This is a genomic window from Reyranella sp., from assembly GCF_050185545.1.
Taxonomy (GTDB): domain Bacteria; phylum Pseudomonadota; class Alphaproteobacteria; order Reyranellales; family Reyranellaceae; genus Reyranella.
This window is the reverse complement of sequence record NZ_JBFWZI010000020.1, coordinates 1-2,106: the sequence shown is the minus strand read 5'-3', so window position 1 is coordinate 2,106 and position 2,106 is coordinate 1. Positions and strand designations below refer to the sequence as shown.

2 protein-coding genes are annotated in these 2,106 nt (G+C 65.4%); one reads left to right on the top strand and one right to left on the bottom strand.

Translation table 11 applies throughout. The features are described from left to right. A partial coding sequence (locus AB7O82_RS07900; RefSeq protein WP_428619123.1) for an LLM class flavin-dependent oxidoreductase occupies positions 1-543 on the bottom strand: 543 nt, incomplete at its 3' end. A 182-nt stretch (positions 544-725) separates the two neighbouring features. On the opposite strand from AB7O82_RS07900, the gene AB7O82_RS07895 reads away from it, so the two are divergent. Further along, positions 726-1,841 (top strand): amidohydrolase family protein, encoded by a 1,116-nt coding sequence (locus AB7O82_RS07895; protein WP_428537406.1) that lies wholly within the window; start codon positions 726-728, stop codon positions 1,839-1,841. Positions 1,842-2,106: the final 265 nt, after the last annotated feature.

Below are 2,106 nucleotides of genomic sequence, written 5' to 3'. Positions count from 1 at the left end.
ATCGGCAACGATGGCGCCGGGTTCCCACGAGCCCCACAGGCCGCGGCACACCTCCATGTACTCGTCGGCCATGTCGTAGCGCAGGTCGTGCTCGGGCATGCCCTGCATGCCGAAGTTCATCGCCGCGAAGTCGGAGCTGCCTGTCACAGCGTTCCAGCCGATGCGCCCGCCTGACACCTGGTCGAGCGTCGCCACCAGGCGCGCCAGCAGATAGGGATGATAGGCGTAGGTGCCGAAGGTCGGCACGATGCCGATGCGCGACGTTACCTGGGTCATGAGCGCGGCGACGACCGACGGATCCTGGCGCGGCACCGCGATGCCCTTCTTCAGGTAGATCTCGGTCGAGCCGCCAAAGCTCTCGCCAACGTAGGACGAGTCCTCGAGCAGGATGTAGTCGAAGCAGGCGCGCTCCAGTGCGCGCGCCATGTTGAGGAACAACTCGGGCATCATCCAGCTCCGGCCGATATGCCCGGTCCAAGGCTCGCCCCACGCCTGGGCGCTCGACCCTTGAAGAAACCACGCGAGATGAAACGGCTTGGTCACGACACTGCCTCGGTTCGAAATCCGACATGGCACGATAAACGCAAACGCCGTGGCGCGCTTCTCATTCTCGTTCCGAGCGAAGCTGTTACGTCGTGGCCACGAATTGAATTGCCTCCCCGTTACGCCAGCGATGGCGCAGTGCTTGCTTCCCATCGTTCGCGTCCAGCCCGGGAATCCAATTCGTGTCGCTGCCCCTGATCGATGTCCATACGCACATGTACCTGCCGCGCTATGTCGCCTTGCTGCGGGCGCGTTCCAAGGTGCCTCGGATCGTCTCGGGGCAGGCCGGGGATCGGCTGATCATCCTGCCCGATGAGGAAGCCGATCAATCGACGTCGGCCGGCCGGCCCATGGGCGGCGAGTTCCACGTCGTTGACCGCAAGCTCGTCTTCATGGATCACCACGGTATTGCGATATCGGTCGTGAGTTCGGCCAACCCGTGGATCGACTTCGTCGAGGCGGAGGAGGCGCCGGCCCTGGCCGCGCATCTGAACGACGATCTCGAGGATATCTGCGCCGCCTCTGACGGTCGGCTGCTGGGCTTCGGCGTGCTCGCCCTGCAGCGGCCGGAGACGTGCGCGGCAGAGCTAAGGCGCCTTGCGGGGCACCCGCACATGCGGGGCGTGATCATCGGCTCCGCCGGCCGGGGCAGGGGCCTCGACGACCCCGACTTCGAGCCGATCTGGCAGGCGGCCGCTGACACCGGCCTGTTCGTGTTCATCCATCCGCACTACGGCATTGGACATGGACTCTTTCCGGATAGCGGGCACGCGCTGATGCTGGCCCTGGGCTTCACCTTCGAGACATCGATCGCCGTTTCGCTGCTCATCCTGCGCGGGACGCTCGAGCGTCACCCCGGCTTGAAGCTGCTGGTCGCCCATGCCGGAGGCACGTTGCCTTATCTCGCGGGCCGCCTCGATTCGTGCGTGAAGAATGACATCTCCAAGGATTTCGGCTTGCCCCACCCGCCGAGCCATTACCTGCGTCAGTGCTGGTACGATTCGCTCGCCTACCATCCGCCGGCGCTGTCCGCGCTCGAGGCCTTCGCCGATCCGGCGAAGATCCTGTTCGGCACGGATCACCCCTTCTTCCGGCCCCATGTCGGCGACGATGTGCTCGATCGCACGACCTGGCCCTCGCCCGAGGAGAATCTGGCGGCGTTGTCGTCACTGGATGTGGAGCGCCAGAGGGCGATCGCTTATGAGAATGGGCTCGCTGCCTTCGGTGTTGCGCTGCCTTCTTCTCCCCGGCGCCTTCGCTGGGGAGGTGCCTCGCCAAACGGGGCGGAGGGATCATGAGTCATGGCCGGGAGCGCGCCACTCCGTGGCGCTCAAGAGAACCTCGGACGCAGAGGTGGTGCTTGCAGTCCGCACGAAGAGCATGGGCGCCACGGAGTGGCGCGCTCCCAGCCCATGACCCCTCCGTCGGCGTAAGATGCCGACACCTGTACCTTTTCCAGACCTGAGTAGGTGAGCGGCGTGGGGGTTGGCCCACGGGCGACGGCCCGAATGTCGTATCCTGCCAGGACCGAGCCAGTCCGTCGGGAGCAACCAGCCGACACCT